Annotated in this window: 5 protein-coding genes and 1 pseudogene; 1 reads left to right on the top strand and 5 read right to left on the bottom strand. The window is 74.3% G+C overall.

The annotated features are described in order from the left end of the window. Both ACMA1D_RS31780 and ACMA1D_RS31775 read right to left on the bottom strand, forming a co-directional pair. Positions 1–971, bottom strand: a 971-nt coding sequence (locus ACMA1D_RS31780; protein ID WP_414727441.1) for a serine/threonine-protein kinase, incomplete at its 3' end; no start/stop codon positions are given. Between the two features lie 885 nt (positions 972–1,856). Further along, positions 1,857–2,048, bottom strand: a pseudogene (locus ACMA1D_RS31775) (hypothetical protein); the annotation flags it as partial. A gap of 203 nt (positions 2,049–2,251) precedes the next feature. On the opposite strand from ACMA1D_RS31775, the gene ACMA1D_RS31770 reads away from it, so the two are divergent. Then, positions 2,252–2,905: a MarR family winged helix-turn-helix transcriptional regulator gene (locus ACMA1D_RS31770; RefSeq protein WP_414727440.1), complete on the top strand. Its 654-nt coding sequence runs from the start codon at positions 2,252–2,254 to the stop codon at positions 2,903–2,905. A 333-nt stretch (positions 2,906–3,238) separates the two neighbouring features. Here the strand turns inward: ACMA1D_RS31770 and ACMA1D_RS31765 are convergent, their stop codons facing one another. From ACMA1D_RS31765 to ACMA1D_RS31755, 3 genes are all read right to left on the bottom strand, one after another. Next, positions 3,239–4,036, bottom strand: a complete 798-nt coding sequence (locus ACMA1D_RS31765; RefSeq protein WP_414727439.1) for a class I SAM-dependent methyltransferase — start codon at positions 4,034–4,036, stop codon at positions 3,239–3,241. Between the two features lie 220 nt (positions 4,037–4,256). Then, complete coding sequence (locus ACMA1D_RS31760) at positions 4,257–5,072, bottom strand: TauD/TfdA dioxygenase family protein (protein ID WP_414727438.1); 816 nt, start codon at positions 5,070–5,072, stop codon at positions 4,257–4,259. Beyond that, positions 5,069–6,037: an L-tyrosine/L-tryptophan isonitrile synthase family protein gene (locus tag ACMA1D_RS31755; protein ID WP_414727437.1), complete on the bottom strand. Its 969-nt coding sequence runs from the start codon at positions 6,035–6,037 to the stop codon at positions 5,069–5,071. The genes ACMA1D_RS31760 and ACMA1D_RS31755 overlap by 4 nt, the downstream gene beginning before the upstream one ends. Positions 6,038–6,274: the final 237 nt, after the last annotated feature.

Here is a 6,274-nt window from a genome sequence, read left to right as displayed (position 1 = left end):
ACCGGCGGCCGGTCGGGCCCGGCGGGCCGGCCGTCGCCGCCCTGCCGCTGGCCGCCGGCGGGTCGGGCGGGGCCGCTGCGCCCGCCACCGCGCCGCTCCTCGATGAGGGCGACCGCGCTGGGCGGCAGCCAGGCCGATGCCGTACCGCTGTCGTCGCCGGCGGAGAACAGGTGCGGGGCGAGTTGTGCCTGGAGGTCGGCCGGGGTCGGCCGGTCGTCGGCGGTCATCTGCATGCACGACTCGATGAGCGGGTGCAGCTCGTCCGGCAGGCCGCTCAGGTCGGGGCCCTCGCGGAGCAGCATGAAGACCGTCTCGACGGGGTTGGCGCCGTGGTACGGGGCGTGCCCGGTGGCGGCGAAGACCAGGGTCGACGCGAGGGAGAAGACGTCGCTGGCGCCGGTGACGCTGCGGGAGTCGCGGGCCTGCTCGGGCGACATGTAGGCCGGGGTGCCGACGGCCACGTTGGTCATCGTGAGCCGGGTGTTGGAGACGCCGGATGCGATGCCGAAGTCGATGACGCGCGGCCCGTCCTCGACGACCAGCACGTTCGACGGCTTGAGGTCGCGGTGGACGAGGCCACCGCCGTGGATGGACTGGAGTGCCTCGGCGATGCCGGCCGCGAGCCAGCGCACCGCCTGGGCCGGCAGCGGCCCGCACTCGTTGACTATTTCCTCCAGCGAAGGGGCGGGCACGTACGCGGTGGCCAGCCAGGGCACCGCGGCCCGGGGGTCGGCGTCCACGACGGCGGCCGTGTAGAAGCCGCTGACGGCGCGGGCCGCCTCCACCTCGCGCGTGAAGCGGACCCGGAAGAGCTGGTCCTCGGCGAGCTCCGTCCGTACGGTCTTGATCGCGACCCGCCGGCCCGATGCCGAACGGGCCAGATAGACCAGCCCCATGCCGCCCGCGCCGAGCCGCCCGAGGACCTCGAACGGTCCGATTCGCCTCGGGTCCTGCTGCGTGAGCTGCTCCACTGCCTGACACCTCCCCGTGGGGGCCGGAAAAGGTGCGGCCCCTTGCAGCGTCTCACCGACATGGCCCACCGGCGGTACGCATCCCGCATTCTCTCTGGCGAACGCGCCGGTTGCGAACCCGGGGGCAATTCGCCGTGTCCCGGGCGGATCGGTGACGATCTCCCCCCGTCTCCCCCGCCGAGCGCTCCCGGGTGCGAGGCCGCCGCGCCCCGGGGCGGGGGCGCGGCGGGACGGGGCGGACACGGGGCGCGCACGGTACGTCCGCGCCCGCTCACAACGGGCGACGCCGGACGGCCCCGGCCCCGGGCGGGCGGGGTGCGCGGCCCGCCCGTCGCGTACGGGTCAGGCGCCGGTGGTCGAGCCGGGTCGTACGACCATCAGCACGACGACAACGGCCCAGGTCAGTGCGTAGAAGCCGGTCACCATGCCCAGCTTGGGCATGCGGGCGGCCATGGCCCGCAGCGCGCCGGGCTCGGCCGCGTCGTCTTCGAGGAGCATGACGGCGCCCTGCTGGTAACCGAGGACGGCGATGCCGAGCAGCACCGCGGCGATCAGGGTCAACACCATCGACGCGATCAGCCAGGTGTCTCCCATCACACCCATCTGTTGCGCGGTGAGCATCCCGAGGATCGGCACGGAGGCGCTGAGGAGCGCGTAGACGCGGCTGATCCGGTGCAGCAGCAGGACCGAGGCGAGGGAGCCGGCGCGCCCGGCGGGGGCGGGCTCCGGGGTGGTGGTCGCGGGGGCGGGAGTGGGCTCCGAGGCACCGGGCGTGGCGGTGGGGGCAGCGGGGGCGGCAGTGGAGGCTGCGGCGGAGGTGGCCGCGGAGGCGGTCCCGGCAGCGGTCTTGGCGGCCGTCGCCTGCGCGGTCCCGTCGCTGGCCGCGGGGGACGGAACGGTGGCGTCCGCGTCACCGGGGCCGCCCGGCCCGGCCGCACCGCCCGCTGCCGTCGACGTCGCCGCGGCGGCCGTCAGGGCCTGCCGGGCGAAGCGCGGGAAGAGGCTCGCCGCCACGGTGACGGGGCCGATGAACATCACGGCCACCAGCACATGGATGCTGAGCATGAGCTTGGTCATGGCACGCCCTCCCGATCGGCGCCCCGAACGGCACCAACCCCTAGTTTCAGTCTGCCTTAAACTCGCATCGAGGCTAGCATCGCGCCGCCGCCCCCTGCCGGGCGGCCCCCGGGCGGGGTACGGACGCGGGCGAGGCACCGGCGAGAGCCGGCGCACGGCCGGCCGAGCGGCCGGGCGGAAGCTGTCTGCCGTACGAGCCCGGCGTGCGGACCAGACGTACCTGCCGGGCGTACGAGCCGGTCGTACGGGCCAGCGAACAGGTGCCGCCCGGCGCGGGCGGCGGAAGGTGGGAGCACGTGACGCGGAGCCCGGCCGGAGACCCGAGTACGCCGCCGTCGCCGGCGCTGGTGGCGCCGCGTACCGGGATGTTGCTGCTCACGGCGGGGCGGCTGATGCGCGAGGAGATCGACCGCGCGCTGGAGGCGCGCGGCCTGTCGCTCCGCCACGTGAGCGCGCTCGGCCACCTCTCGCGCGAGCCCGGCCTCTCCTACAGCGCGCTGGCCCGGCGCGCCGGGGTCACCGCGCAGAGCATGCAGGCCACGGTGCGGCAGTTGGAGCGGGCGGGCGCGGTCGCCCGGCAGTCACCGGCCGGCCGCGGCCGTACCGCCGAGCTGCGGGTCACCGCGCGCGGCCGGGACATGCTCAGCGAGGTCGACGGCGTCCTGTCGGCCACCGAAGAACCCCTCCTCGCGGGCCTCTCCGCCGAAGAGCGCACGGTCTTGGCCAAGGGCCTCCACCAGGTCCTCAGCAATGGTTGGCGGGCGCGCCGCGGCACGACGCCCCCCGTGGAGCCGGCGGCGGGCCCGGCGGCGGCGCCCCCGGCTTCGGCTTCGGCACCGCGGCCGGTGATGGAGTAGCCGTCCCGCGGCTGCCCCTGGCGGGGAGCGGTCAGGGCGGCTGGGGTACGCGGTGCGTACGGGGCGCAGGGCGGGCGGTGCCCGTGCGGCGGCGCACGGCCCGGGCCCCGTACGCGGCCTACGTTCGCTGCGCGTACGGCGCGGGCCCTGCACGTAGCGCGCGTACGGCGGAGCCCTGCGCCTGAGGAACGTACGGCGCGGGCCGCCCCGCCCCGCGCCCGCGGCCACGGTCTGCACGAGACACCGCGGGCGCGGGCGCGCGAGGCGGACCGATCGGCTGGGGTCCGGGCCGTCAGGTCGCCCGGGGGCCACCGGCCCGTGGCCCGGGGGCCGTCAGGCGGCGCGTCGGCCGCGGGTGGAGACCAGGGGCCAGGACGTGATGGCCACGGTCGGGTCGGCCAGCAACTCCACCATCCGGTCGAGCTCGGCCTCGGTGGCGCCGGCCGCGAGCAGCCGGGGGCGGAGCTGGACCGTGTTGTGGGTGAGCAGGCGGGCGCCCGGGCTGCCGGCGGCCCAGCTCTCGGCGTGTACCCGGGTGTGCACGTCGGCCAGGCCGAGGCCGGCCATCGCCGCGTGCACCTCGGTCCCCCAGGCCGGGTCGGCGCCGCTGGCGACCAGGAGTTGCTGGGTGAGGTCGACGACCCGGTGCACGACGGCGGCGTCCCGTTCGCTCGGCAAGGTCAGTGGGCGCTGGAGCGAGGTCGCGTCGAACTCCTCGATCAGCAGCCAGCCGCCCGGGGCGAGCGAGTCGACCAGCTTGGCCAGGATCTCGCGGCGCTCGGGGATGTGGCCGAGCACCAGCCGGGCGTGGACCAGGTCGTACCGGTCGTCGGACGGCAGCGGCCCACGCAGGTCGTGCTGGCGCCGTTGGAGCCCGTCGGCCGGGGTGGTCAGGGCGAGTTCGATGTCGGTGGCGAGCACGCTGCCGCCGCCCGGGCGCACCAGGTCGGCGAGGTGGTGCGCGATGGAGCCGCCGCCCGCGCCGACCTCCCAGCAGCGGGCCCCGGCGGGCAGGTCGAGTTCGGCGATGCGGGCGATGGTGATCGGGTCGTACGCGGCCTCAAGCGCGCCCAGTCGGGACGGCGCCTGGGCGGCCTGGTTGTCGAACGCGTAGTCAGTGGTGGTGGACATCGGAACCTTTCGCGGGACTGCGGGCTACGGGACTGCGGGGCTGCGGGCCTCGCGAGTTACGGGCCTTCGGCTGCGGGCGTGCTGGCTGCGGGGGCCGGCGTACGGGCCGGCTGGGCCCGTACGCCGGCGCCCCGGCCAACGGGTGGCGCCGCCCCGCGCGCGGGGCCGCCGGCGGGCACCCCGCGCACGCGACGTACCCGACACGCCCGACGCCGATGGCTCAGAGGATCTGGACGCGCTGGAGCCGGCGCGGCGACTCCTGCTGGAAGGACTCCCTGCGGTGCAGCACGGCGTGGTTGTCGATGAGCAGGTAGTCGCCGTCCTGCCAGGTGTGGGTGTAGCCGGTGTCCCCGCGGTAGAGCCGTTCGTGCAGGTCGGCGAGGAGTTCGGAGTGGGCGTCGGCCGGGATGCCCGCGACCTCAAGGTCGAGCGGGTTCTCGTACTCGTCGGCCGGCAGCGGCTCCGCGTACCGCAGCGTCGGGCGCCCGGTGATCGGGTGCGGGCTGACCAGCGGCGTGGTGAAGCTGCCGCCGAAGTGGCCGCGCTTCTCGACCGTGTACGTGATCTGCACCTGCTCCCACAGCGCCCGACGCTCCGGCTCGGCGTTCTCAAGCAGCAGCGTGGTGTCGAGGAAGGTGGTCTCGCCGCCCGCGTCCGGCAGCGGCGCCTTCAGGCACTGGAAGAACATGTACGCCGGGGTCTGCGCGGCGAACGCGCCGTCCCAGTGGTAGGGGACGCAGCCGGAGGTGAACAGGTAGTTCTTCGGCTTCTCCTGCACCACCAGGTCGAGCACCTCGCCGAAGTCCCAGGTCAGCAGGGGACCCCAGCGGCGTGCGCTGTCGGCGAAGGCGTCCTTGGACAGCGGCGCGAAGCCCCGCAGCACCACGACCCTGAACTCCCCGACCCAGCGGGCGAGCAGGGCGGGCGGAAGGGCGTTGACGTCCGTGTCGCCGCCTGACTCGATGACCACGCCGAAGGGCTTGAGGTACGAGCGGTCGATGCGGATGGCGGGGTCGAGCGGCAGGGCCGTGCTCATGACATGACCTCCTGGAGGGTGAGGTGGGGGGCGACGAAGTGGCTGGGTCGGTTGCCGCGCCACACCAGGGACGCCTTGAGCTCCTCGGCGTGGCTGCGCTTGGTCAGGAACATGCCGTCCCCGGTCTCCAGGGCCACCCCGTGCCAGGGGGTCAGCCAGCGGTCCCGGGTGCGGACGAGGTGGAAGCCGATCTTCTCGGAGTGCACCGGCTGCGGGTGGATGGAGAGCCGCAGCGCGTCCGGGTACGTCTCGGCGACGAGCCGGCTCCACGCGTTGGAGCGCCGGATCACCTCCCAGGCGACGGGCTTGGCCTCTTCCCTGACCTTGGTACGGCTCCGGCCCTCGCTGACCGCGATTCGGTCCTCGAACATAAAGCGGTGGATGCCGTTGAACATCCCGCGCACGTTCTCGTCCTGGGTGGCCCGGTGTTTCAAGCTCGCCAGCGATTCCGCGTACTGCGCCATGAGTTCGGTGCGCAGGGCGTCGTAATCGGTGCTGCGGTACGCGTCGGCCAGCGCGTAGAAGTCGATGGCGCTGCCGTCGAACGACCTGACCATTCCTTCGAGTTCGGTCCGGTAGCGGGTGGCGTCGTCGTCGCTCACCCCGACCACGTCCGCGAAGACGTGGCCGTCGGAGCAGATCGTGACCCGGGCGCCCGGCGCGTGGTAATGCGTCAGGTGGTCGCAGAAGGACTGGAGGAATTCCAGGGCCAAGCGTTCTCCCATGTCGGGCAGCGCGCCGAGCACCTTGCGGTCGTTGGGCGACTTGGCGGGAAAGGCCGGAATGACGAAATGCAGTGGCTCGTCGGCCTCGATGTACTTCAGTACCTTCTTTTCATGCGGGGCCCTGCACGCATCGCACGGCACATCTGCGCACCCCCCGTCGGGGCCGGCGACGAGCCGGCGGAACCGGAAGACGTGATTGAGGATTTCGGTGCTGGTCGCTCGCTGTTTGACCTGCGTCACCGCACTCTCCTGCCTCTGGGTAAAGGGATAGGCGTGTTGCCCACGCGACCTCGGCGAGGCCGCGTCCGCCCGGCCGCCGGGGCGCTCCCCGGCGACAGGGGTCTTGTCATGACGAAAGTGAAGGGGGAATCCGGCCGGGCGGCGCCGGCTGGCCGGCGGCCGGGCCGTGGCCGGCGTGTCGCTTCGCCCCCGGCCCGACCCGGCGGGACGCCCGGCGCCCGGCGCCCGCCTGCGGGG

It is taken from the genome of Streptomyces sp. 796.1 (assembly GCF_047525675.1).
Taxonomy (GTDB): Bacteria; Actinomycetota; Actinomycetes; order Streptomycetales; family Streptomycetaceae; genus Streptomyces.
The sequence above is the reverse complement of the archived record's forward strand: the minus strand, read 5'-3'. Positions and strand labels throughout refer to the sequence as shown.

Coding starts and splice junctions, on each gene's coding strand:
- ACMA1D_RS31765 (WP_414727439.1), bottom strand. CDS start 4,036: ATGTCCACCACCACTGACTACGCGTTCGACAACCAGGCCGCCCAGGCG.
- ACMA1D_RS31760 (WP_414727438.1), bottom strand. CDS start 5,072: ATGAGCACGGCCCTGCCGCTCGACCCCGCCATCCGCATCGACCGCTCG.